Source organism: Actinocatenispora rupis (assembly GCF_016861975.1).
In the GTDB taxonomy this organism is placed as follows: Bacteria; Actinomycetota; Actinomycetes; order Mycobacteriales; family Micromonosporaceae; genus Actinocatenispora; species Actinocatenispora rupis.
Window position 1 is genome coordinate 1 of record NZ_BOMB01000019.1, and the last position, 24,099, is coordinate 24,099.

The following is a 24,099-nucleotide window of genomic DNA, read 5'->3' on the forward strand; positions in this document are numbered from 1 at the left end:
GGCGGGTACCGGCGGTCGGACCTGGTCCGCCCGCGCCGACGGTTCCTGGCGCCCGGGGTGCGGATGCTGCGTGGCGAGGTCGAGCGCGTCGCGCCGGCGGACAACGTGGTGCGGCTGGCCGGCGGACAGCTGCTGCCGTACACCTACCTGGTGATCGCGACCGGGACCGCGCCGCGGCCGGAGCAGACACCCGGACTGCTCGGCCTCCGGTGGGGTCGCACCGTGCACGAGTTCTACACGCTGGCCGGCGCGGAACGGCTCGCCGGGGCGCTGCAACGGTTCCGGGGCGGCCGGGTCGTGGTCGACGTGGTCGACATGCCGATCAAATGCCCGGTGGCTCCGCTGGAGCTCACCTTCCTGCTTGACGCCGCGCTGCGGCACCGCGGGCTGCGGGACCGCACCGAACTAACCTACGCGACGCCGCTGCCGGGCGCCTTCACCCGGCCCATCGCCTCGCATCTGCTGGGCTCGATGCCAGCGACCGGAACGTCGCGGTCGAACCCGACTTCATGGTCGAGCGGGTCACCGAGTACGCCGTCGTCTCCTACGACGACCGCCGGATCGGCTACGACCTGCTGGTGACCGTTCCGCTCAACATGGGGGCCGACTACGTCGCCGCGTCCGGCCTCGGCGACGAGCTCAACCACGTACCCGTCGACCGCAACACCCTGCGCGCCAACGGGTACGACAACATCTTCGCACTGGGCGACGCGAACGACGTACCGACGTCGAAGGCCGGATCGGTGGCGCACGTCGAGGCGGAACTGTTCGCCGACGCCCTCGCCGCCCGGCTCCACGGCCGGCCGGCGCGGGTCGACTTCGACGGGCACGCGAACTGCTTCGTCGAGTGCGGCGACGGCCGGGCGCTGCTGATCGACTTCAACTACGACACCGAACCGCTGCCGGGCCGCTACCCGCTGCCAGGGCTCGGCCCGTTCAGCCTGCTGCGGCCGACCCGGCTCAACCACTGGGGAAAGCGCGCTTTCCGCTGGGTCTACTGGCACGCCCTGCTGCCCGGCCGGCCGCTGCCGGTACCCGCCCGGATGTCCATGGCCGGCAAGCACGTGCCGGAGGAGGTCGCATCATGAGCGTCGCCACGATCGCCGGACACCAGGTGCACGTCGACGGGGAGGGTTTCCTCACCGAGTACGACGAGTGGGACGAGGCGCTCGCCGACCAGCTCACCGTCGCCGGGAACCCTCGACGCTGTACGACCTTTCCGACGCCCGGCACCGTGGATTCGGGGGTGGTGACCATGACGAGTCCGGTACTTGTGGGTTTCGACGGGGTCGGCCGGCAGCCGGCGCGCCATGAGGTGATGCAGGCCGCGGTGCTGCGCCACCGGCCGCTTCGCATCGTCGCCGCGTTCCACCAGCCGATCGAGCCGTACACCGTAGAGCCACAGGGAACGACCCCTGGCGCAGTCGGCGAGCTGTCGCGCCAGATGTTCGACGAGCAGGTCGAGGCAATCCGCGCTGAGTACCCCGTCGATCCGGCCCGCGGCCAACACATCGTAGAGCCCGCCGTGGCCCCGCCGATGCACCCCGGCAAGGTCCGGGACTGCATGTGCGCGAAGGTGTGCTCGATGCGGGCTCTGACTCTGTGGTTGGTGGTGTTGAGGTCCTGTTTCCAGCCCGACAGCGGCGGTTCGCCCTCACGCGGGTTTGCGGTAGGGCATGATCACCGACCGGTTGCCCTGGTAGCCGCCGTCAGGCATGACCGCCGCGCCCTGACACTGCTGGTCGATGCCGGAGTCAGTGAACGCCCGGCAGTCGTTTCGGTTACCGGGCAGCGGATCCCCGACCGCGCCGTCAGCCGGGTGTCGGCGTCGATGACGACCTGCAGGTTGGTGGAGTACCGGTGTCCTTCGACCGGGCCGACACCTGCCGATCCCTGGTCGCAACCAGCGCGCCGTCCATGATCAACACCGTGCCCGGCCGATGCCGGCGGCGACTCGGCGTCAGCACCAAATGCTGCGCCAGATGATCGACGATCCGGCCCGCGGCCGATTTCGACATTTCGGACAGCGGAGCGACCTGCCGCACGTCAGGTTCGTCCGGTGGTACACCGCGACCAACAACACCCGATCAGTCAGCGGCAGGCCCCACGGGCGACCCGCACACGTCTGCCCCGCCGCCTCGACCAGCCGCGATGCCCACCAGCCGCCGGAACTGCCGCTGCGACAGGCCCGTGAACACCGGGATCCACTGCGGCTGATCGGATCTGAAAGCCTGCGCCACACCAAGATCAACGACCGAACCGACCACCGATGCGGGACAGTCTTTAGCCTGGGTCAAGGCCGCAGCTGCGCATACCCTTCCGCGTACTGCTGAGATCAGAGCCCACAGAACTTGGCCAGGCGACGATGAGCGGGGCCGGCCCATCCCCAAGCTCGCGGAAGTGTTCTTCTGCATTGCGCCCCGCGGCTGGGTAGCGGATTCTCCGCGTTGACTGATCACCGACGTGCGCGCGTGCAGTCATTTGTCGCCCTCCGCTAGGGTCTGATTGCTCGAAGTCAGACATCTGGGGAGGTATCACGTGGCGTCCATCGCCGAGGTAAAGGCGCAGATCGAGCAAGCGAAGCAGTCGTCCCAGCAGGCCATGCGGGCCGTGCAGATGCTCAACAACCAGCTCGACCAGGCGATCCAGCAGATCACCGCGGCATCGCAGGGCACCCAGCACCCGAAAGTGCAGCAGTCGCTGGTGGCGCTTCAACAGGCCAAGCAGAAGGCGAGCGAGGTACAGGCGTCGATCGCCGGCGGCGTGCGGTCTGCCACCGAGTACGCCGCACAGCTCTGATGAGCACCGGCGAGGTCGCTGCACGCGTCCGCGCGGCCTATGCACTCCTCAACGCCAGCCCCGCACTCGGCCAAGCCCGGCAGCGCAGCGCCGAAGCCGCAGACGTCTTCGACCACACCGTCGATGGCACCACGAACGCGACGGCCAAGGCGACAGCCGCGTTGTTGGCATCGGTGCCCGACCTACTCGACGAGATCGCGGCTGCGATCGGCCAGGGCAACCAGGCCGCGCGGGACTACCTGTCCGCGATCGGCGCGGACGGCGGTACCCCCATCGTCGGGGACCAGGTGGTCGACCCGGGCGAGCGAGCCGGGACGCAGACGCTCGACGCTGACGAGAATGGCAGCGAGGGATGGGAACGGCGAGAGCGTCGGCGTCGCCGTGCCGCGAAGTTCGTCGACAAGAGCACCGAGGCCGCCGACGAACTCGCCGAGGCAGCGAAGACACGCGCCGAAGACGTGATCAACATCCTGTCCCGCCCAGCCGGACACGCGACGAGCGAAGTCGACGTATCCCGCCCCACCGACGACCAGGTGAACGTGCCGGAGATGGTGTCGTCGCTGACGGCCGTGGGCGTGTTGACCGCCAAAGTGATCATGACCGCTGTGGAAAGATGGCGGACCCGAGGGAAGGACGACGATGGCCACTGACCCGTACGCCGCACTGGAAGCGTTCCTCCGGCGTGATTTCGACACCTACCGCACCCTGTCCGCCGAGGCGGACAACCGCGAGTTGGCTCGGGCACTGGCGTCGGTGTTCTTCGTCGCGATGGACGACAAGTTCGGCGCGGGCAGTACCTCGGCGGACATCATCGCGTTCGTCGCCTCGGCGCGTGCTCGGTTCGACGACACCGGCGACAAGGTAGACCCCGCCGTCGCCGAGAAGTTGATCCGGGCCGCCGCGTTCGACGAGGACCTTCCGGACGGCATCGACCCGCAGGCACAGGGCAGCGCCGAGACCGTCCTCCTGGCCGCGTTGGCCGACCAGGACGGGTGGACCGATGAACACGCCATCAAGCTCATCGCTGAGGCACGGAACCTCGCCTAACGCGGCTCGTCTTCCTCATCCTCAACGTCCCGCTCCGTCAGATCCGGCAACTCGCCGACATTTGAGGTTGGCTCGTTCATGATCATGTGTCTGATGTGGAGCGTTGATGTCCAGACTCGTTGTGGCGGTTGGCCGAGCGGCTGATCCCGCCGGCTCCGATCCGTTGGCAGGGCGGCGGTAGGCGCAGGACCGGTGATCGGGCGGTGCTGGCGGTGATCTTGTTCCAGGCCAAGGCGGGTTGTTCGTGGTGGACGCTGCCTGCGCACCTGTTCGGTACCACGCGGGCCACGGCGCATCGACGGTTCAGCGAGTGGACCGCCGCCGGGCTGTGGGAGCGGCTGCACCAGGCGGTGTTGGATCAGGTTCGTTGGCACGGCGGGTTGGACCTCGAGCGCGCGATCGTCGATTCGGTGCAGGTGCGGCCGGACCCATTGCCGTCCACGCTGTCCGGAGCCTGGGTGGAGTCGTGCCGCCCGGGCTGCGTCCTCGCCGACCGATGAACCTCGTGGCCATGGCCGCCGGTCAGGTCGACCTCGCCGGTGGCGGGCCGGCCAACACCGGGCCGCCTCGGCCGATCAGGAGCCGCGCCGGCGTGCCGGGCTGGCTTAGGATCCGGGCGTGTCGGACACGGATCAGGTCCTGAGTATCGATTACGGCACGTCGAACACGGTCGCGGTACTGCGGGGTCGGGACGGGCGGCCGGAGCCGCTGCTGTTCGACGGATCGCCGTTGCTGGCGTCCGGGGTGTGGCTCGACGACGCGGGCGGGTTGTTGACCGGCCGGGACGCGCTGCATTCGGCCGGGCTGGACCCGGCCCGGTTCGAACCGAACCCGAAACGCCGTATCGACGACGGGCAGCTGCTGCTGGGATCGAGCGTCGTTCCGGTGGTGGACGCGATCTCGGCGGTACTGGCGCGCGTCGCCGACGAGGCGACCCGCACCGCGGGCCGGGTGCCAGGACGGCTGCGGATGACGCATCCGGCCGGGTGGGGCGGGCCGCGCCGGCAGGCACTGCTGGACGCCGCGGCGAGGGCCGGCCTGCCGGCACCGGAGCTGGTGGCCGAACCCGTCGCCGCTGCCATCTACTTCACCGAGGTACTCGACAGTCCCGTCCGGATCGGGGACCACGTCGTCGTGTACGACCTGGGCGGCGGCACCCTCGATGTGGCGGTCGTGGCCCGCACCGCCACCGGGTGGGACGTCGTCGCCGTCGACGGGCTGGACGATCTCGGCGGGCTGGACATCGACGCGATGGTCGTCAGCTGCCTCGCAGCCGGCCTGCCACCCGAGTCCGCCGGGCCGTGGGCCCAGCTGATGCAGCCCCGTACGCCGCAACACCGGCGCGCGGCGCGCACGCTGTGGCGGGACGCCACCGCGGTCAAAGAGATGCTGTCGCGTACCTCGACCGCCTCGATTCACCTGCCGCTGGTCGATCGCGACACGCACCTCACGCGGGGCGAGTTGGAGGCCGCGGCCCGCCCCCGCCTCGCCGAGGCGGCGCAGCTGACCCGCCGACTGCTCGACGGCGCCAAGGTCGGCCCGTTCGGTACCGGACTGTTCCTGGTCGGCGGCTCGTCGCGCATCCCGCTGGCCGCGGCGACCCTGCTGGAGGCGACCCGGATCGCCCCGACCGTCCTGGACCGACCCGAGCAGGTCGTCGCCGTCGGCGCGCTCCACGCGACCCCGACCGCCTCAGTCCCGTCCACGGCCACCACAGTGGCCCAGAACCCGGAGGACCAGCCGTCGGTGGCAACGGCACCCGTCGCGCAGACCGCCATCCTCGCCGCCTCGGACGCCCCGGAACGCGCGGAATCCATTGCCCTCGCCGCCTCGGAACGCAGCGGCGCGCAGGTCACCGCCCTCGCCGCCTCGGACCCGTCAGAATCTGCGGCGGCCGCTGCCGTTGCCGTTTCGGACGCTGCGGTACGCCGCAGTCGGGTCCGTGGCGCCGGTATCAGGATCGCGCCGGCGTTGCGGCGGACCGCAGGCGGCGACGCTTCGCCGGAACCGTCGGAAGATCCGCCGGCCGAGCCGCTGTCCGCCGGCCGCCGCCGACGAACGGTCGTCGTCGCCGCTGTGGTCGTTGCCTGCCTGGCAGTTCTCGCCGCAACCAGCTACGGCCTCGGTGTGTTCACCTCCGCCGGCCGTTGGGACGCCGCGCCGAACGCCTGCCAGACCACCCACGGGTCGAGGTTCCACAGCACCTTCGCCGCCGGGCACCGTGCCTCCACCTACACCGCGGCGTCCAGCACGTGCCACCTGACCTACCAGTCGGACCCCGACTCGCCGGAGATCACCGAGCAGCCCGAACGGCCGCGGCTCACCGTCAAGATCGAGAGGTTCGCCCACCACCGCACCAGCGACGGTCACACCGTCGCCCGCGATGCTCTCAGCGGTCGGAAGAGTGACGCCGCATCCCGCGGCATGGTGACCGCAGGCGGAATCCCCGCCACCGGGCAGGACGGGTACACCGTCACCTCCTACGACCAGCAGACCGACACCGCCGTCTGCTGCCTGGACAACCTGATCGTCACCGTGACCGTCGCGTACGCCCAGCGCCCCGGCGATCTCGGCACCAGCGCCGCCGCGAGCTACGCGGACGAGATCGTACGAGCCCTGCATCCGCCGTCCTGACGGAACGACGCGGGGCTCACCGCGCCGCATCGACGTGTGTTCGGTCGCCGCGGCTGCCCAGCGCGACCAGTCCGGGAATCCGGCCGCAGTCGACGTAGCGCGCCAGGGTGTCGTGCAGGCGGCGCAGACCTGCCTCGAAGAGAGCGTCGTGACGGGTGATGCGGTGCTCGACATCGCTGTGGTCTCCTTCGAGGGGAGCGTCAGGGTTCTTCAGTTGCTGCGGGCGGTGATACCGCCGCTGGAGGTGGTGGCGTGCAGCGCGAGCGGCTCCCCGGAGCCAACGGCCGTGAGCTGGTTGCGGATCCGGCCGTGCGAGGTGCCGGCGTTCAGGGAGGCAAGCGTCCCGGCTGCGGCGCCGACGGTCATGTCGCCGGTGTCGGTACGCAACCTCACCGTGCCGCGTACCGCCTCGGTGACCGTGATGTCGCCCTTGCTGGTACGGATCTCGCCGGGGCCGGCCAGTCGACCGACCGCGACGTTCCCGCCGACGGTGGCCAGGCGGGCGCTCGCGGCCTCGTCGACGCTGAAGTCGCCGTGCTCGCTGTCGACGGCCACGTCGCCGAACCAGCCCTCGGCCCGCAGCTCGACGCTAGCCGCCTCGATCCGGATCCCGGACGCGGTGGGCAGCTCGACGGTCAATCGGCATGTGGGCGTTCGCCTGAGGTCTCGTCAGCCGGTGTGCTGAGTTCAGGGTCGAAGGGCACGCTGACGCCGACCGGTCACTGCCCTGACACGCCCGCCCCCTACCGGTGTGCCATAACTGCGGCGATGGCTTCACCAAACGCGGCGAAGAAGGCTCGTGATTCGGCAACGCCAGCAGCAGGATGATCACCGGCTCGGCCTGAAGCCAGGACCGCCTGGACGATCACCTCGGTGTTCGTCGCACGTCGAGGCAGTTGGTCACGCCGAGTCGGGCTCCCTCCCGTTCACCCGGTGCTCACCGGCCGAGGGTTGGAACCGGAACCGCACGAGACGCATGGACCGCTTCATGCCTGGCAGCAGGTTCATCAGGCGGTACATGCGGCGTACGTTTGCGGGAGCCTTGTCCATCAGTACTGGCGAGTCGCTCATGGGTGCCTCGTCGACGTATTCGAGCCGTGGGTGCCAGTCGGCCAGTGCGGCCGGATCGCGGAAGCCGCAGTGGAACTGGGTGCCGTACTTGCGTAGCGTGGGATCCCATTTCGAGGTGCGCCACGCCCAGACCGACGCCGTATCGATCTGAATTTGGCCGGCGGGGAAGGTGTCGACGACGCGCGTCAGCAACCGCCGAACGGCGGTCTCGGTCAGGTAGGGCACCAGTCCCTCGGCGATCATCAGCACCGGCCGACCGCGGGGGATACGATCCAGCCAGGTCAGATCGGTGACGGTGGATCCGATGAGGGTGTAGTGCTGGTGCGGCGGAAGGAGTTGTTTCCGCAGCCCGATGATCGTGGGGTAGTCCAGGTCGAACCATTCCACGGTGGCAGGCGGGTCGATCCGGTGCACCCTGTCGGCGACGCGTTGAGACTGACCTCTAGCGACGGGGTGGTTTCCAGCGGTCATCGCAACACTGGGTGGTTCGGCGAGGTTAGCAGCGCGGTGAAGAGTGCGGCCGGCGGGCGGTGCCCGAGGATGGCCCGGGATCAGGCGACAACGCGATCGTTGCCTACATCGACGGCTGGGCCGACACCCGCCGTATCCAAGCCCGGCTCAGCAACAGCAGCCCGGACGATCACGAGGCCGCCTGGCACACCGAACACGCCACACCAGCCGAGCCAGTAACAGTGACGCCGGAGCCCTCCGAAGCCAGGTAACCAGCTCTCCGCAGAAGCGGGGGACGCTCACGCTGCGTCGGCGGCAAGCCCATGGGAGTGGGGCCGGCCCGCTTAGCCACGAAGTGGATCCGGGAGCGGAAACGGGCCGGTGCCATGGATGTGTCAGCCGGCTGACGTAGGTCGTTTGCTGGGTCCAGTGGCGCGGCGGCGCGACCCGTCGGCTGGTTAGGGTTTCGGGGTCCACCTGTGCAGCAGTTCGTGCCGCGCCAGATCTGTGAAGTTCTTGTGTCGTGACCAGGCGTCGAAGTCGCCGATGACGATGAGGCGTCGACGGGCTCGCGTGACGGCGACGTTGAGGAGGTTGGGGCGTTGGGCCGCCCAGTTGCGGGAACCCACCTGGCCGGACCCGGTACCCAAGACGAGGATCACGATGTCGGCTTCCTTGCCCTGGGTGGTGTGCACCGTGCCGTAGCGCTTGTTGCTGAGCGTCTCGCCCACCACCTTGCCGAGTCCGTGGACGACGTCGCGGAACGGGCTGATGACGAACACGGCATCGTTCAGCCGTCGCGCTCGCTCTGCGGCGTGGTCAGAATCAGGCCCATCGGGGAACTCTAGGCCGGCAGGCGCACGCTCCCGCTCGATCGCCTCGTCGATCCGGGCGCGGATCCGGTCGAGGGTCGTTTCCCGGGCTGTACCTTCCTCGGGGTTCCACTTCTCGTCACCCGGTAGGGCGCGAACGTCCCACCACACACTGCGCTGCACCAACGCGAAGTCATCCTGGTCTCGGTTGACCCCGTAGACCATCAGTCCGCCGTAGGCGATCGCGTTGCTGACGTCGAACATGAGGCGATCGCAGCGCCGGTGCACCCGTAGCGGTGAACCAACCCAGATGCTCTCGTCCGTACTGCCTTCGCCGTGCGTGTCGATCCAGGTCCCGTACGAGTTGAGCCGGTCGGCCAGGGTCTGTACGGAGGCTGCGGACGGGGCCCACTGGCGATCCACCGCGAAATGGCCGGCCAGACGCCGCTGGCCGGTCCACGGGAGGGTGACTACCGGCTCAAGCTGCAGCGGGTCACCGACGATGACCGCTCGGCGGGCACGCCACAACGCGCCGACCACCTCCTGCGGGGCGGCCTGGCCGGCCTCATCGACGAACAACCAGCCCAGCGTCTCGCCGCCCAGTTGCGCGAACATCCGGCCGATCGACGCGAACGTAGTCGACACCACGGGTACGACCAGGAACAACATCTGCCAGGCGGCCAGCACCGTCCCGGCGTCGAGATCCGTGGGCGCCTGCCCCTTCACCACATCCATCACCGCCTGCAGGTTCCTGCGCATGAGCCCAGGCGCGTTGGCGAGCAGCGCGCGGTGCAGGTCCAGGGCGGCGAGAAAGAGGTCGGAGCGTGCCTCGGCGAAAGCGGCGTCCATCCAGGGAGCCGACAGTTCCCGGGTCTCCATCGCCTGGTTGTCGTCGGGGGCCGCCCGCCACTCGGCGCCCGGCACAGACCGCCCCCATTGCTGTGTGGCCGAGCGCAGGCGGCGTTGTTCGGCCTCCCGTTCGCGGCGGCGATGAGTCACCTGCTGGCCGGCCTCGGCGATGGTGGCGACCTGTTTCGCGCAAGCCCGCTCGTACGCGGACAGTCGGTCCTCGGCGCGCCGCACGGCGGCCAACGCCTGATCCAAGTCTTCCTGTGCGGCGCGTACCGCGGCATGCCGCTCGGCTCGCTTGGACTCCAGTTCAGCGAGCCGGTCATCCGCCGCCTCCAGAGCCAACTGGTACGGCCGTAGCCCGGCCTCCCACTGCCGCATCGGCTCGCGGGTGAACAGCCGTTTGATCATGCCGGGCCGTTCGGCGTCGTAGGCGTGCCGCGCCGCCTCCGCCGCCCGTACGCCATCCTCCGCGTGGCGGACGGCGGTTTCGGCCTGCCCGACGCGGATTCGCACGGCGGACAGCGCGTCCCGGCGCCGGGCGTGCTCCGCCCTGTGGCGGGCGAGTTCGACCTCCGCGCGGCGCCGTTCCTGTTGTATGCGCAGCACCGTGTCACGGGCGTTGGACTCCCGGGCCAGCAGATCGTCCAGGATGGCGTCGGGGCCGTCGATCCGGCTCAGCAGATCTGCGATCTCCTGCCGCTCCGCGGCCAAGGTAGCCACCCGATCGTGGGCCCGCGTGAAGCGTTCGACTGCTTGTGCCCAGGTCGTCCGGCCCAACGGCGCGGCCGCGTCGGGGCTGTTGGTCGTGCCCTCACCGTTCTCCCCGCCGCGAGGGCCGCCTTCCTGCAGTTGCAACATCTTGTGCAGGCCGATGATCCGGCCGCCGCCGTGTGCCTCCGGTTGTGATCCGCCGTTGTCCCGGTCATGCTCGCCCCACCAGAAGCGCTCGACGAACTCGGATCGGTTGCTGCGTCGCCCCAGACGCGCGGCGATCGCACCCCAGGCTTCCGACTTCAGGGCCAGAGTGGCGGGACCGGCAAGATAGTCAGCTCGCCCCCGCCACGCGTCGCCGATCGCCCGCGCACCGGGCACCTCCAGGGTGACGTTCTCCACCGCTCCGTTATTGGAGGAGGCGACCACGATCTCGAAGCCCGTGAGCGCGGGGATCAGCGGGCGGATGGTGCGCGGATACGGTGTCCCGGCCGTCTCCTCCGTGCGCCAGGTCAGCGGCGTACGGGCGAACGCGTCCTCAGGCCGCTTCAGCGTGGCCAGCCGCTCGGCGCGCCGGACCACGAGCGCCGCGACCAGGTCACGCAGCATGGTCGTCTTGCCGGTTCCGGGAGGCCCGTTGACGGCGTAGATGCCGGTATCTTGCCCGAGACTGGCCAGAATGCGGTTGACCGCGAACTGCTGGCTGAGCACCAGTGGCTTGTCGGTGTCTGCCGGCCACCGACCCGGCGGCATGTCCGACGGCTGAACACCCGCCAACACGACCTCGGGCATCCGCCGAAGGTCGAACCGGTTCATCGCATCCAGGTCGGCGTCGTCGCGCAGGTAGTCCAGCAGTGCGGTACCGGCCTGCTCGGCTTCGAGGGCACCGGCGACCCGCTCCAGGTCGTCGGCGTAGAAGCTGTTGAGGAATGTGTCACCGCTCGCCTCGTCCGCGTGTCTGGCCGCGACCTGATAGCTCTTTACCCGGATCGCGTTGGGTTGCAGAACGTCGCCGACGCCGAGTTGCTCGGCCACCCACCGGGTAATGGCCGCGAGGTCGTGCACGTCCAGAACCTTCGTACCCACATCGGGCGGCGGTGCTGTCGGCTTCGCCTCGCTCTGCTGCGGACTGTCTTCGCTGGTGCCCGCCTCCGCGTCGCTGCCCGACACCCGGTCGGCGATCCGGGCCGCGGCGGAGTCGATCAGGTCGCCGCCAACCCGCTCGATCACCTTCGCCGCCACCGCACCCGCTACAGGACCCAAAGGGGCGCCCACCGCCCCAGCGGCCGCCCCGAGCCCGCCTTTTGCCGCGCTGACCACGAGGCGCGACATCAAGCCGGCGACCGGACCGAGCCCCGAGCCCTGCTGCGCGTCGCCGGCAGCGGAACCGCGATCGACCTCGATCTTCCCGTCCCCAAGGTCCAGCAACTGCTGCAACAAACCGGTGGCGTCCACGTCGAAGCTGGTCAGCCAACGGTCGCTGTGAGGCCCGGGGTGCAACGTCTGGCCGACCGCCCAGGCACACGCGGACAGGGTGACACTGTCCTTGATCAACAAACCGTCCTGGTTCACCGTGAAGCAGAGCATGGCGCTGTCTCCGCCGATCCGGCCATCCAGGTTCTGCTCGGAATCCGGGGCACGGAACTTCTGCAGCAGGACGTCGCGTACCTTGTCGACGCCAAAAATCCCGGCGTACACGGTGTGCTGCCAGACAAGCCCGCGCCGGGACCGGTGTCGGCCGAGAGGTGAGCCGGGCTCCCAGGGCAACGGCCGGTTCGGTCCCACGGCGAAGACCTTCTTGCCGGGATTCACCGGATCGACCTTCGGCGGCGAGAAGTACTCAACGGCTCGCCAGTAGCGCAGGATCTGCGCACGCCGACGCCGCTGCGCCTTCGACCGGTCGCCGGTTTCCATCCGCCCCCCTGTGATCTGTCCAGACACCGCAGAAAGGCAAGAATGCCTCACAGCGTCAAGTAAGGCGCGGACAGCAAACAGCGCCGCGATGTCACCCCATGCCGACCTACACCGCCGCAATCCTCCTCGTCCGCGGCGACCAGATCGTCGCAGTGTTCGACGGGGAAGGCGCACACGCCGGCGACGCCCGGTTCGATCTGGCCGGGCTGCGCATCCTGGTAACCCCTGCCAGACGACACCGGGCGGAGTGCCTGTTTCGAGGGCGCAGTGGGCGTCGGGTGCCTGCCGTTTTCAGCAGATGTTGTCGTCTGGTGTCGAGGGAGTGTCCGTGCCCTGTCTGATCAGGAGGACGAGTCGCTTTGCTTGAGCGGCGTCGGTGGTGGTCAGGGCGATCCCGTTGGCCAGGGCGGCGAGCAGTTCGGATGCGGTGAGGTCGGCGCGGACGTGCAGTCCCCACCAGAGGAGATGCCGCGTGCCGCAGGCAGCAGAGGACACCCGCGCACCCAGGGCCGGGAGAAATTCACCGGCGTTGCAGCGAGAGCTATGCGCAGATCCTGGAAGGTCAATTTGAGGACTCGCTGAAGCTGATCGACCCCGAGGTCGTCGACCACCGGGGAGGCACCCAGGGTGATCACCATGGACGCGACGCCTGGCGACAGAAGTGGGAGCAGTTGGGCGCGGGCAGCGCGTTCCACGACGTCTCGCTGACGATCGAGCAGAACGTCGTCTCCGGTGACACCTCCGTCAACCGGTACACCATGCGGGGCACCCACACCGACTCCGGCCGACGGTACGAGGTCCTCGTCATGGACATGGTTCGCGTCCGCAACGGCCTCATCGTCGAGCACTGGGTCCTGCTCGACACCGACGCGATGCGCGACCAGTTAGGGCTGTGAGAGAACCTCCTGCCGCTGGCGGCCAGATGCCGACCGCTGGGCCTACCGAGAACCCCGCCCGCTGGCAGGAGGCGTTCGAGAGTCTCATGGGCCGGGTCTGTAGGTCGGTTCGCCCGGGCCGAACCTCGGTGGCGGGGCCGCGCTCGGACAGCGGGGCCGGACACGAGCAGGACGTCGGCTGGCCGGACCGCCAGGCAGCACAGGTGCAGCGGCTGCGTCGCGTGCTCCGGCCACCGTAGCGGTGGCCCGCCCGCACGGCCACACATCTTCCCGGCACCGACCTGGCCCGGCCGGCTGTACCTACACGACACGTTTTCGCGGTGTACCTGGCGGCTGCGCGGGATGTTCAGCCGCGCCGAGGCGGCATCCCGTACGGCAGGGGCGACAGGTCGACAGGCGGACGCGAGGTGCGGTAGCGGACGGTGTTGTCGATCGGTTGTAGGGTGGCGGAAAACCGGCACCGGGCGATCTCGGGAGGCCGCATTGCCGTCGGGTTCGCTGGAGCGGATCGTGCGGGAGCTGTTCATCGGTCCGCACTCGACATACGGGCCGTACGAAGTCCCCGGAGGCGGCGACCTCGTCGTGTCGGAGCGGCTGCCCGGCCTGCTCTATGCGATCGACCTGATGAGCGGCGACGGCCGGCGCGAGGCGGTGACGCTGCTGATCTACCGCGGGGTGACCGGCCTCGGCGGGCAGATGTGGGACCAGCAGGCCAAGGTGCTGATCCGTACCACCGCGCTGGAGCATCCCGCGCTTCCCCGGGTACGCGAGGGCGCGTTCGTGGATGCGGAGACGCTGAGCGCCAAAGGGCTCGGCGACGAGGGCTTCGCTTTCGTGGTCACCGAGGGCGGGCCGACCGCGCTGGCCGACGAGGAGTCGGCGCTGCCGGTGCTGCGCGCCCAGCCGGTGTACGCGGTCCAGCAGTTCCACCTGCTCGCGGACGCGCTGGCGACGCTGCACGGCATGGGCGTGCTGCACCGCAACGTGTGGCCGGGCACCGTCCTGGTGTACCCGACGGAGCCGGCGCGGCTGGTGCTGGCCGGGTTCGAGATGAGCGTCGTGGTGGCGAACCTGCTGCGCGCCGCGGACCAGGACGCCGCCCGCCGCCGCGACCTGGCCATGACCGCCTACCTCGATCCGGGCCGCCGGTCGCTGCGGTACCAGCCGCCGGAGCGGGCCGCGCTGCTGTTCGGTACCGGCCCGGTCGAGGTGGTGGAGAACGACCGCACCGACGTGTACGGGCTGGGTGTGACCGTCGCCGAGTGGTTCCTGGACCTGCCCGAGCTCGATCCGGCGCTGCCGCCGACGGAGGCGGTGGGCCGGTTCGGGGAGGAGCTGCGCCGCCGGATCCGCACCGCGGCGGACCTGCCGCTGGCGCTGCGCGAGCTGCTGGAGCAGATGGTCGCGCCCACGCCGGAGTCGCGCCTGGGCGCCGGTGAGGTCGTCGACCGGATCAGCCGGCGGTACGAGGCGCTCACCAACGTCTGGACCGCGCCGGACGCGCGGGACCTGCCGCACCTGCTGACCTTCATGCCACTGGAGCCGGCGTACCGGCTGCTGTACGAGTGGCGGTTCATCAGCTTCGACCCGGTGACCGCCGAGGGGCAGAAGGAGCTAGTGGAGCTGATCGAGAGCGACCTGAAGCACGGCCAGCTCGCGCACGCGCCGAACGGCGCGGATCCGTACCTCGCCTCGGGTGACCCGGAGCGCAAGCGGCTGGCGCAGCACCTGCTGATGGGGGAGCGCGCGGCCTGGTTCTGCCAGAAGTACCAGCGACGCACCGGGCTCGGCGCCACGTCCGCGCCGATGGACGACGTGCTCGTGGTCAAGTACGTGGTGCCGCTGAACAGCGGCCGCGGCAGCCGGATCCGGGCGTCGGTGGCCCGCGAGCAGATCCAGGAACTGCCGCCGATCGAGGCGTTCCCGTCGACACCCACCTCCCCGCCGGCCAGCGAGCTGTCCGCGATGCGGCAGGGCCGCCCGTCGTGGGTACCGCTGATCGAGGCGGTGTCCCGGGTGGGCCGCCCGGCCGGCGAGGACCTGACCTACGAGCAGGCGTACGACTGGCTGCTGGAGTATCTGGGCGTCGAGCTGCAGGCGCGGGAGTACGCGTACCGGGTGGACGGCGACGCGGACGCGCCCGGCACCCGGCGGCTGGTGTGGGACCGGCAGCGCGACGACGACCGGAAGACCAACAGCGCCATGGCCACGCTGTACGCCACGGATCCGCGCCGCCGCCCCGACTTCGGCGACTTCTTCTCGCTGGCCGAGTCCGAGGACGGCACCGCCGGGAAGCTGGAGGTGCTGGAGGACGACCGGGGCCAGCCGCGGCAGACGCGCAACGCGCCGACCGTGCGTCTGCGCCCGGGCCGGTACGGCGACGACGTGATCGAGGTGACCGCCGCAGGCAGGATCCCGGCGGTCGGCTGGATTCGCCCGGCCGGCGAGTTCGGCAGCCGCGTCTCGCTGAACCGGCAGTTCGACGCGCGATGGGCGCTGATGGCCAACCGGCTGCTGGTCAACCAGCTCCGCCGCCCGACCGGCATCGCCGGCCTTCGGCACCGGTGGAACGGCGTCGCGGCCGACCTCGGCGACGCCGCCGCGACCGTGGTCGACATGCTCACGTTCAACCCGATGTTCGTCCTGCAGGGACCGCCGGGTACGGGCAAGACCGAGGTGGCGGCGCGCGCGGTCGACGCGTACCTGCGCGACGAGGGGCGCGGCGGGCGCGTCCTGATCTCGGCGCAGTCCAACTACGCGCTGGACAACCTGGCCGCCCGCGTACTCGGCCGGTGCGGGCTGCTCGCCGACGGCAAGCCGACCAGTACCGACGGCGAGGTGGTCGCGCTGCGCGTCACCAGCACCAGCGGGCAGGACCGCGTGGACGAGGCGCTGCGCGCGTTCCAGCTCGACGCGGTCGTCGCCCGCCGCCAGGACGAGCTCCGGCGGTACGCGGATCGCAAACTGCGCGAGGACCTGGAGCCGGCGACCCGGTCGATCGTGGCCGAGTGGCGGGAACTCGTTCGCCGGATCGGGCCGGAGCTGACCGACCGGATCCGCCGCGCGGCGAACCTGGTGTTCGCCACCTGCGCGACGGCGACTCCGGAACTGCTGGGTTCGGGGGCGGCCGACGCGTTCGACTGGGTGATCATCGAGGAGGCGGCGAAGGCGTGGCCGACCGAGCTGGCCATCCCGATGACCCGCGGCGTGCGCTGGACGCTGATCGGCGACCACCGGCAGCTCGGCGCGCACCGCGCCGACGACGTGCAACGGTTCCTCGCCGAGTGTGCCCTGTCCGGCCTGCCCGACCTGGCCGTGCCGGCCGGTCGGGCCGAGCAGTACGGGCAGGTGTTCAACCTGTTCGGCAGCTTCTTCGCGGACCGCCGGACGGGCGGGTTGGAGCGTCCCGTACGGCGGCTGTCGCGGCAGTTCCGCATGCGGGAGAACATCTGCGAGGTGGTCAGCCGCGCGTTCTACCCGGACGAGGCACGGGACGCGGCACCCGACGGGTTCCCGCACGGCATACTGACCACAGGCCGCGCGGACCGGCCGCACGGGCTGCGCCACCCCCGGCACCTGGCCGACCGATCCGTTGTCTGGCTGGACACGTCCGAGCGGGACGGCTGCGAGGACGAGGAGGCCTGGCGCAACGACGGCGAGGCGCGGCTCGTCGAGACGCTGGTCGGCCGGTTCGAACCGCAGCCGGCGCCGGGACGGCACGGCTTCTCCGACCAACCGCTCGCCATCCTCACCCCGTACAAGGCGCAGCTCGACCTGTTCAACCAGTCGGACGCCACCCGCGGGCTGGCCAGCACGGTGCACGCGTACCAGGGGCGCGAGGCCGACATCGTGCTCGTGTCGCTGGTACGCAGCACCCGGCGCGGCCCGGAGACCTGGCACAACCTCGGGCACCTGGTGAAACCGGAGCTGGTGAACGTGATGCTGTCCCGGGCCAGGAACCTGCTGGTCCTCGTCGGCAACTACCCGCACTTCGCCGACAGCGGCCGGGGTACCTGCTGGGAGGCGGTGTGCGGCCTGCTCGCCGGGCACGTGCTGCCGATCGGGGAGGTGGTGGACGCGTGAGAGAAGCCACGGTGTACGTGCCGTGCGACGCGTTCAGCGTGCGGGTGCAGCTGGGCTACGGCGGGCTGTCGCCGATCGAGCAACTGGTACTGCGGGCGCTCGCCGCCGCCCCCGGCGCGGCCGGCGCCGACGACATCGTCGGGCTCTTCGGCCTCGGCCGGCAGGTCACCGAGGGCGTCATCTTCGACCTGCTGCGGGCCCAACACGTGGTGGTCGACTTCGGTACCGGCACGGTTCGCCTCACCGAGCAGACCCGGCGTCGCGTCGAGGCCGGCACTCTCGACACGCTGCCCGGCGCGGAGCTGATCGAGGACCGGTGCGAGATCATGATCGACCGGCTGACCGGGCACGTGCTGCCGGTACGGTCCGGCCGCCCGGACGTACGGCTGGTGGTACCGGTCGCGGGCAGCGCGGTGCGGATCACCGACGCCAGCCAGGCCCAGCTGCTCGGCGCGGTGACCGCCGTACTGGAGCGCGACCTGCCCGACCCGGAACGCGACCGGCAGCGGTCGGGGCGACCCCGGCGGGCGCTGTCGGCATACCTGGCGCCGTCCGACCTGCAGCTGCTGGCGAGCCGACGCTGGCTGCCGCTGACCGTGCACCTCGGCTGGGACACCGACGCCGACCGCCTGCAGGTACGGGTGGAGGATCCGGTGCTGCCTGCCCGGCACCGGGAGCTTGCCGCGGCGCGGCTCGCGCAACTCGCCGACGACCGGCCGGAGGACGAGTTCGTCCGGCGGATCCGGTCGCTGGCGCGGGGCGGCGTGACCGCCGCGCCGACGTTCGACGAGTACCTGGACCAGCTCCGGCACCGGGTCGACCGGCTCGCCGACACCCTGCCGGGCACGCGCCGGCAGACGCACACCGAGCTGCGCCGGATCGCCGAACGTGCCCGCGTACTGCTGGAACGACGGATCGAGACGGAGCTGACCGTGACGCCGGTGCTCGGTACCGGCCGGCACGACGAAGTACTGCGCGAGCTGGTGGGCTCCGCGCAGCGCCAGGTGGTGATCGCCTCCCCGCACCTGGACCGCGCCGGGCTCGGTGGCGCGCTGCCGTCGCTGCGTGACGCGCAGCAGCGCGGCGTGCAGGCAGCGATCCTGTGGGGGAGAACGCACCGGGACCGGCTCGAAGCTGCCGCGGCGAACGTGCTGACCGACCTCGGCGGCCGGCACAACGCTGGCCGCATGCTCTGGTACGACAGGTCCTGCAAGATCAACACGTCGATGGTGGTCTGCGACGACCGGCGGGCCCTGATCGCCGGCTGGGACCTGCTCAGCGGACGCGGCCGCGACACCGAACCGCTCGGCCTGCTGCTCGACGCGCCCGGCCCCGGCGCGTGCGCGCCGATCGAGTCGATGCTCGACTGGCTGGCCGTGTCGTTCCCCGACCACCGCATCGCCACGGCGCTCTACACCCGGCACACCGACTTCGGTACCGCCGACCGGCAGCCCGCGACGTCACCGCTCGCCGATCTGGCGACGATGCCGGAAACGCCGCGCGAGGACGAGGACGACTCCTTCGTGTTCTGGCAACAGGACTGGCAGCGCTACGCCGCCCGGCTCGACGAACTCGCCGCCGGCCGTACGCTGCCCGCGGTGCGCGTTGTGGCCGACGGCGAGCACCGAGCGCTGCTGTGGTCGGCGATCCGGGGCAGCGCCCGCCGGCTGGTCGTCGCCTCCCCACGACCCCGGGAGGCGGTCGTCACGCACGGGCTGGTCAACCAGCTCCGGGCGCGTGTCGCGGCCGGCGTCGCGGTGCGCATCGCCACCCCGGCGCGCGACGAGCCGGCCACCCAGACCCTGCGGCAACTCGCCGGCCAACTGCGTACCGACCGGTTCAAGGTGCCGCGCCGCGTCCCGCTGGCCCGCGCCGTGATCGGCGACGACGACGTGGTCCTCGGCGGCTTCGACCCACTGTCCGACGGGCCCGGCATCGGCGGACGTGGCCCCCGCCGCTCCTTCCTCGGCGTACTGATCCGTGGCGCGGCGATCGCCGACGAGCTGGCCGCCACCCTGGAAGGCGCCGACGCCCCACCGCCACCGCCGCCACCGCCGGCATCCGGGGCGAGCGCGGATCCGGGCGCCGGGCTCGGCCTGGTGGGGCGGGCGCACCGCCTGCGCACCGCGTACACCGACCATGCGGGGCGCGTCCCGATCGCCGTGCTCGACGCCGAGCTGACGTTGCCCGACCCGTGGCCGATCGTCGCCGAGCTGCGCGCCGGCGGGGCACCGACCGCGCTGGTACGCCAAGCGGCGAGCCGATGCCTCGCGCGGTGCTCCACGTACGACGCGCCGGCCGTCGCCGGCCAGGTACGAGACCTGATCCGCGACCTGTGGGACGACCAGGACTTCCTGCCCGCCGCGCTACTGCGCCCATTGGTCGCCGACCCAGACTGGCGGCCCCGGCCGGCCCTGTCCGCCGTCGCGGCGACCCGCCACGACGAGCAACTGCCCGACACGTTCACCGACGCGGCGCTCGACGGGCCGCTGCCGGCCGAATCCCGCGCCCTGGCTTGCGTCGGTGCCGCCGGCCTGCTGCTCGGTATCGACGGCGACCAGGCCGTACTGCGAGAGGCGCTGGAACTGCTCGACGACCTCGACGCACCGTGGGACGAGCTGGTCCGCGCCGCGCTCGACCACCCGGTCTCCGCAGCACCGCTGCCGATGTCGGCGATCCGCGCCCGGCTCGCCGACACCCGCCAGCACCGCCGTACCGACGCCGGCTGGGCCGGCCTGACCGCCGCGATCGAACACGCCCGGCAGTACCGGTTCGACTTCGACTCCGGGATCCGGACCCACCAGCACCTGTTCGCCGACGACGGTCCGTTGGGTCGGCTCGGCCGCATCGCCGCGACCCGCGCAGCCACCGACCTCGCCGCCTGGCTCGCCCGCCAGCCGTCCGACGTGGGCACCCTGCTCGACCGGGCGACCCGCGCCGCCGGGCCCGGCACAGAACTGCTGCACAGCCGGCGCCGCGCGCGGTACCTGGACCGGCTGCGCGCCGTACTGACCGCCGCGCGCCGGGTCGCCTCCGCCGCCTCCGCCGCCGACTCCGACCCGGCGCTGGACCACCGGCTGCTCGCCGCCCGCACCACGGCGCTCCGGCTGTCCACGCACTGGCCGGCGCTGACCTCGGCCGCCGACGCGCTCGACGCGCCCGAGGCGCCGCTGGCCCGCGCCGCGCTCGCCGATCTGTCCGTCGTCGTGGACTGGGGGATGCGATGACCGATCCGGTACGCTCCGCCGCCCTGCGCTGGCCGGACCGCTGGCGGCTGCCGGACCTGCTCACCGCGCTCGCCGGCGACCCACCGGACGACACCGAGCTGGCCCGCGCCGTGCTGGCCGGCTTGGCGGACCCGCCCGCCGCCCCCACCGACGCGGTACGCCGGCTCGCCGCCGCCGGCGAGTTCACCTGCGCCGAGACGCTCGACGTCAACGCCGACGCGATCGACGAGGCCCGGCAGCGGTACCGGCGCGACACCCAGCACCGGATCGCGTTGCTGTCTGCCCGCGCCCACCAGGTCGGGTTGACCGAGCCGCCGCCACCAGGCATCCTCGCCGCCGCCGAGCGCCGCAGCGCCGACGCCGACCTCATGCTCGACGAATTGACGGCCCGCGTCGACGCCGCCGCCCGCGCCCAGGCCGAGCGGCTGACCACCGACGCGGCACGCCTCGCCGGTACCGACCACCCCGACTGGCTCGCCACCGTACGCGAATGCCTGGCAGCCGGTGAGATCGTCGCCGCGCAACGGATGGTCGCGCACGGCCCGTCCTCGACCGAGGCGCTCGACCCGCTGGCTGTGCCGCGCCCGAGCCCCTGGCCGTACGTCGGGCAGCCGCTGCCGCACGTCCTCGCCTGGTACGACGACCCGGACGAAGGCACCGCCGGCTTCCGCGACCGCTGGCTGCCGCCACCCGCCGACCGCGACGGCTGGCGACTGGTCACGGCCCTGCGCGCGGTGGCCGACGAGGTCACCGCCGACACGGTGACAATCCTGGCCGGCGCGGTGGACGCGCTGTGCGGCGCCGACGGGATCGCGCACCGGGCACGGCCGATGCCCGGCGGGTACCTCGCCTCGCTCGGCGGGCTCGTGGACGGGCGGCTGTCCCGCCTGGCGTTGCGGCGCAGCACCCTGCTGTGGGTGCCGACCGATCCCGGCCCGCTACCCGCCTCCGGCGACGAACTGATCCTTGTGTACGGACCGGCCCCCGCCGACCCGCCACTCGGCCGGCCGGTGGCGTACCTGCCGGAGACCGAGCTGTTGCGACTGGTCGCCCCGCACCGCGGCAGCGCGCCCTCCCCGCGGCACCGGCTGATCAACCTGCTGCGCATCGTGTACCGGCAGCTCCCGGTCGACACCGTCTGGCCGCGCCGGTCCCGATCGCGTGGCGAAGGGCTCGACCGGGCCCGCGACGACCTGCGCTGGACGTTCGACCTGCTCGGCGGGTACGCGCCGAGCGCCGTCGTCGAGGGCCTGCTCCACGAGACGGCCGGCCACCCGGCGCTGCTGCTCGCCGCGCTGCGCACGCTGGTACCCGCGCCAGGCGAGCGGGCGCCGATCACCGCCGACGACCTGACCGACTGGCGTACCCGGCCGCAGAACCGGCACCGGCAGCGGGAAGCGCTCACCGACCTGCTCCGCGGCGCACCCGACGCCCGCGTGCTGCTCGACGCCGTGGTCTGGGCGCACGGCGACGACCCGACCGCGATGTTCACCGCCGCCGGGGCGCGCGAGCTAGTCGCCGAACTGGTCGCGCCGACCGAACTTAGCCCCTCGTTCAACGTCGACGTGGCGCTGGCCGCGGCGGTCGCCACCGGCCTGATCCGCCGAACCACCCCGGACCGCTACGTCCTGGCCGGGCCTGGAGTCGCCAGCGCCGCGACCGCGCCGGGCATCGACCTGGTCGACGCGATACGCACCGAGGTGGACACGCTGCGCGAGACCGCCGACCGGACCGAACACGCCGTCCGGGCCCGCGCGCAGGAGGCACTGATCCGGGGTCAGAGCCACCTGATCGCCAACTGGGTCGCGGCGCGCGCCGGCCTGCACCGCACCCTGCTTGAAGCCGGCGACGACCTACCCGACGACGTGCGCCGCCAGATCGACACCCGCATCGCCGAGCTCGACGCCAAGCTCAACGACGAGCCGCCCTACTGGGACACCTCCGACGAGCGCTGGCTAACCCCCGACCGACACGACCTCGCCGCCGTGCTACGTGCCACGCACAGCCAGCACCAGGCCGCGTGCGGCTCCGCCGTCGACATCCGCCTCGACTGCCCCGACGACCCGCACCCGGTGTACCTGCCGGAGCACGTGCTGCGCATCGCACTGGACAACCTGGTACGCAACGCGGTCGACGCGCTCGACGACCGGCCCAACGCGGCCCCCGTCGTGGAACTGCGCCTCACCCGGGAAGCCGCCAGCGAACGGTTCCCGGACGGCGCGTTCGCGGTGCACGTCGAGGACGGCGGCGCCGGCATACCGGACGGGCACCGGGACCGACTCTGGTCGCCGATTCCCTTCAGTACCAAGGGAACCACCGGGCAGGGGCTCACCGACGCGCGGTGGAGCGCCGAACACTGCGGCGGCACGCTGAGCCTCGCGGACGCACCCAGCCGGCACGGCGGCGCCCATTTCGTACTGCGGCTGTCGGCGTCACTGCTCGTCGACTAGCCGACGCACCGTGTCCAGTAGGTCCGACAGCGGCGCCCCACCGTCGTGCTTGTGGAACACGGTGGCCAGGTCGTATCGGTCGAGCAGGTCGGACATGTCGCCGGCCTGCCGGTCGGCGGTGATCAGCATCCGCGGAAACGGGCTGCCGCGCAGCGCGTCCAGGATCGCGAAGCCGCTCTCGTCGACGGCCGACCCGAGATGCCGGTCGACGATCGCCAAATCGAACCGCAGCGGCCCGGCCGCCCACAGCCGCTTCCACTCGGCGATGCCACGCACCACCGTGCAGTCGTACCGGAACAGCATCATCGCGATGTCGTCACCGTGCTCGTCATCGACCACCAGGATCCGCTTCGCCTCCGGCCGCGCGATTGGATCGGGCCCGGCCCGCAATGCGCCCAGCGCCGGGTCACCCGGGAACATGTCGAGGAAGTCGGGCAGCGCGCCGATCCGCGCCCGTACTGCGTCGGGCACCGCCGCGATCCGCTCCACCAGCGCGTCCCGCGCGCGGAACACCGGCTGCCAGAACCCCGCGTCAAGCCGGTCGTGGAGCACCCGCGGATCGTCGCGCCACAGCTCCAGCAGCGCGTGCGCCTCGTCCGCCGACACGTCCCCGCCCAGCTCACCAACCCGCTGCTGGAAGTACGCTGCGTCGACATCGTCCCCGGACATCCCGGCGAGCCAGTAGTAGCCGTCGTCGTGCCGGACGTCCAGGCCGCACTTGCGGAGCTTGCTCACCTGGCCCTGCACCGCGTTCCGCGTCACGCGGCCGTCCCACAGCATCCTGTGCAGCGCCGTCACGTGCCGGCGCCGACCGGCCGGCAAGGCCAGGATCGACAGCAACGCAGCCGGAACGCCCCGCACCGTGTGGAAGGTCGCCCCGTTGCGCACCTCGACCGGGCCCAGCAGACGGACCCGAAACCTCTCCCACGCCGGCATCCCCCAAATCTAGAGGCTCCGTCCAAGCCCCCGCTCCACCGCGACCGGCGCTCGTGGCAGGCGAAAACTCGGGTGGCGCCGCAGCCCGGCGCACGTGGCCGACGTGGTACGCACGCCGGCGGCGCCGGGGGCCGTGGCTTCGGCCCCGCCGACGTTCCCGGCTCGCTGACCGCGCGCTGAATCTGCGGTACGCAACGCCTGTCGACCCGCCGGTCCG

At 71.5% G+C, this 24,099-nt stretch carries 16 protein-coding genes and 1 pseudogene; 12 read left to right on the forward strand and 5 right to left on the reverse strand.

Annotation, left to right across the window (positions count from 1 at the left end; translation table 11 throughout):
- From Aru02nite_RS16140 to Aru02nite_RS16175, 8 genes and pseudogenes are all read left to right on the forward strand, one after another.
- A pseudogene (locus Aru02nite_RS16140) lies at positions 1 to 582 on the forward strand (hypothetical protein); the annotation flags it as partial.
- Positions 510 to 1,088, forward strand: a complete 579-nt coding sequence (locus Aru02nite_RS16145; protein WP_203658355.1) for an NAD(P)/FAD-dependent oxidoreductase — start codon at positions 510 to 512, stop codon at positions 1,086 to 1,088. The pseudogene Aru02nite_RS16140 and the gene Aru02nite_RS16145, both read left to right, overlap by 73 nt.
- Positions 1,085 to 1,921 carry a hypothetical protein gene (locus Aru02nite_RS16150; RefSeq protein ID WP_203658356.1) on the forward strand — a complete coding sequence of 279 codons (837 nt, stop codon included), beginning with the start codon at positions 1,085 to 1,087 and terminating at the stop codon, positions 1,919 to 1,921. Before Aru02nite_RS16145 ends, Aru02nite_RS16150 begins: the two co-directional genes overlap by 4 nt.
- 617 nt (positions 1,922 to 2,538) lie before the next feature.
- The gene (locus Aru02nite_RS16155) at positions 2,539 to 2,799 is read left to right on the forward strand and encodes a hypothetical protein (protein WP_203658357.1); all 261 of its coding nucleotides are present in this window, start codon (positions 2,539 to 2,541) and stop codon (positions 2,797 to 2,799) included.
- Positions 2,799 to 3,449, forward strand: a complete 651-nt coding sequence (locus Aru02nite_RS16160) for a hypothetical protein (RefSeq protein ID WP_203658358.1) — start codon at positions 2,799 to 2,801, stop codon at positions 3,447 to 3,449. Before Aru02nite_RS16155 ends, Aru02nite_RS16160 begins: the two co-directional genes overlap by 1 nt.
- The gene (locus tag Aru02nite_RS16165; RefSeq protein WP_203658359.1) at positions 3,439 to 3,846 is read left to right on the forward strand and encodes a hypothetical protein; all 408 of its coding nucleotides are present in this window, start codon (positions 3,439 to 3,441) and stop codon (positions 3,844 to 3,846) included. Before Aru02nite_RS16160 ends, Aru02nite_RS16165 begins: the two co-directional genes overlap by 11 nt.
- A 119-nt stretch (positions 3,847 to 3,965) precedes the next feature.
- On the forward strand, positions 3,966 to 4,346 hold the full coding sequence (locus Aru02nite_RS16170) for a transposase (RefSeq protein ID WP_275408650.1): 381 nt from the start codon (positions 3,966 to 3,968) through the stop codon (positions 4,344 to 4,346).
- A 118-nt stretch (positions 4,347 to 4,464) separates the two neighbouring features.
- Positions 4,465 to 6,480 carry an Hsp70 family protein gene (locus tag Aru02nite_RS16175; protein WP_203658361.1) on the forward strand — a complete coding sequence of 672 codons (2,016 nt, stop codon included), beginning with the start codon at positions 4,465 to 4,467 and terminating at the stop codon, positions 6,478 to 6,480.
- A 210-nt stretch (positions 6,481 to 6,690) separates the two neighbouring features.
- Here Aru02nite_RS16175 and Aru02nite_RS16180 read toward each other — a convergent pair whose 3' ends face one another.
- The 4 genes from Aru02nite_RS16180 to Aru02nite_RS16195 all read right to left on the reverse strand — a co-directional run bounded on the left by Aru02nite_RS16180 (position 6,691) and on the right by Aru02nite_RS16195 (position 12,785).
- On the reverse strand, positions 6,691 to 7,119 hold the full coding sequence (locus tag Aru02nite_RS16180) for a DUF4097 family beta strand repeat-containing protein (protein ID WP_203658362.1): 429 nt from the start codon (positions 7,117 to 7,119) through the stop codon (positions 6,691 to 6,693).
- Between the two features lie 261 nt (positions 7,120 to 7,380).
- Entirely contained in the window at positions 7,381 to 7,938 is a 558-nt protein-coding gene (locus Aru02nite_RS16185; RefSeq protein WP_203658363.1) for a class I SAM-dependent methyltransferase, read from the reverse strand.
- 521 nt (positions 7,939 to 8,459) lie between these two features.
- Positions 8,460 to 12,290, reverse strand: coding sequence for a DEAD/DEAH box helicase (locus Aru02nite_RS16190; protein WP_203658364.1), 3,831 nt, complete (start codon positions 12,288 to 12,290; stop codon positions 8,460 to 8,462).
- A 291-nt stretch (positions 12,291 to 12,581) separates the two neighbouring features.
- On the reverse strand, positions 12,582 to 12,785 hold the full coding sequence (locus Aru02nite_RS16195; protein ID WP_203658365.1) for a hypothetical protein: 204 nt from the start codon (positions 12,783 to 12,785) through the stop codon (positions 12,582 to 12,584).
- A gap of 56 nt (positions 12,786 to 12,841) precedes the next feature.
- Here Aru02nite_RS16195 and Aru02nite_RS16200 point away from each other — a divergent pair, with 56 nt between their 5' ends.
- The 4 genes from Aru02nite_RS16200 (at position 12,842) to Aru02nite_RS16215 (ending at position 22,946) form a co-directional block, all read left to right on the forward strand.
- Entirely contained in the window at positions 12,842 to 13,186 is a 345-nt protein-coding gene (locus Aru02nite_RS16200; protein ID WP_373324885.1) for an ester cyclase, read from the forward strand.
- Positions 13,187 to 13,669: 483 nt separating this feature from the next.
- Positions 13,670 to 17,269 carry an AAA domain-containing protein gene (locus Aru02nite_RS16205; protein ID WP_203658366.1) on the forward strand — a complete coding sequence of 1,200 codons (3,600 nt, stop codon included), beginning with the start codon at positions 13,670 to 13,672 and terminating at the stop codon, positions 17,267 to 17,269.
- Positions 17,266 to 20,496 (forward strand): phospholipase D-like domain-containing protein, encoded by a 3,231-nt coding sequence (locus Aru02nite_RS16210; protein WP_203658367.1) that lies wholly within the window; start codon positions 17,266 to 17,268, stop codon positions 20,494 to 20,496. The genes Aru02nite_RS16205 and Aru02nite_RS16210 overlap by 4 nt, the downstream gene beginning before the upstream one ends.
- Positions 20,493 to 22,946, forward strand: a complete 2,454-nt coding sequence (locus tag Aru02nite_RS16215) for a sensor histidine kinase (RefSeq protein ID WP_203658368.1) — start codon at positions 20,493 to 20,495, stop codon at positions 22,944 to 22,946. The genes Aru02nite_RS16210 and Aru02nite_RS16215 overlap by 4 nt, the downstream gene beginning before the upstream one ends.
- Here Aru02nite_RS16215 and Aru02nite_RS16220 read toward each other — a convergent pair.
- The gene (locus tag Aru02nite_RS16220) at positions 22,929 to 23,882 is read right to left on the reverse strand and encodes a hypothetical protein (protein ID WP_203658369.1); all 954 of its coding nucleotides are present in this window, start codon (positions 23,880 to 23,882) and stop codon (positions 22,929 to 22,931) included. The genes Aru02nite_RS16215 and Aru02nite_RS16220 overlap by 18 nt on opposite strands.
- Positions 23,883 to 24,099 lie beyond the last annotated feature (217 nt).

Coding starts and splice junctions, on each gene's coding strand:
- Aru02nite_RS16150 (WP_203658356.1), top strand. CDS start 1,085: ATGAGCGTCGCCACGATCGCCGGACACCAGGTGCACGTCGACGGGGAG.
- Aru02nite_RS16145 (WP_203658355.1), top strand. CDS start 510: ATGGTCGAGCGGGTCACCGAGTACGCCGTCGTCTCCTACGACGACCGC.
- Aru02nite_RS16220 (WP_203658369.1), bottom strand. CDS start 23,882: ATGCCGGCGTGGGAGAGGTTTCGGGTCCGTCTGCTGGGCCCGGTCGAG.
- Aru02nite_RS16190 (WP_203658364.1), bottom strand. CDS start 12,290: ATGGAAACCGGCGACCGGTCGAAGGCGCAGCGGCGTCGGCGTGCGCAG.
- Aru02nite_RS16165 (WP_203658359.1), top strand. CDS start 3,439: ATGGCCACTGACCCGTACGCCGCACTGGAAGCGTTCCTCCGGCGTGAT.
- Aru02nite_RS16160 (WP_203658358.1), top strand. CDS start 2,799: ATGAGCACCGGCGAGGTCGCTGCACGCGTCCGCGCGGCCTATGCACTC.
- Aru02nite_RS16215 (WP_203658368.1), top strand. CDS start 20,493: ATGACCGATCCGGTACGCTCCGCCGCCCTGCGCTGGCCGGACCGCTGG.